Source organism: Allobosea sp. 2RAB26, assembly GCF_052115465.1.
GTDB lineage: Bacteria > Pseudomonadota > Alphaproteobacteria > Rhizobiales > Beijerinckiaceae > Allobosea.
This window is the reverse complement of the sequence record NZ_JBFRGS010000089.1, coordinates 1-473: the sequence shown is the minus strand read 5'-3', so window position 1 is coordinate 473 and position 473 is coordinate 1. Positions and strand designations below refer to the sequence as shown.

The window sequence follows — 473 nt, the reverse complement described above, 5'->3', positions numbered from 1 at the left end:
GACGAGATCCTCGCCCGCAAGGAGGAACTCGGCCGCCTGCTGTCCCGTGAAGAGGGCAAGACGCTGCCGGAAGGCATTGGCGAGGCGACCCGCGCCGGCCAGATCTTCGCCTTCTTCGCCGGCGAGTGCCTGCGCCTTGCCGGTGAGGCCATCCCATCCATTCGCCCGGGCGTCGGCGTCGAGGTCACGCGCGAGCCGGTCGGCATCATCGGCATGATCACGCCCTGGAACTTCCCGATCGCAATCCCGGGCTGGAAGATCGCCCCTGCGCTCGCCTACGGAAACTGCGTCGTGATCAAGCCGGCCGATCTCGTTCCGGGCTCGGCCTGGGCGCTGGTCGACATCATCCAGCGCGCCGGCCTGCCCAAGGGCGTGCTGAACCTCGTCATGGGGCGCGGTTCGGTGGTCGGGCAGGCGCTGCTCGAGCACAAGGATGTGCATGCGATCAGCTTCACCGGCTCGGTCTCGACCGG

1 protein-coding gene is annotated in these 473 nt (G+C 68.5%); it reads left to right on the top strand.

From position 1 onward, the window contains the following. Window positions 1–473 (top strand): aldehyde dehydrogenase family protein (locus AB4118_RS34150; protein WP_441493918.1); only part of this gene is annotated, 473 nt, incomplete at both ends.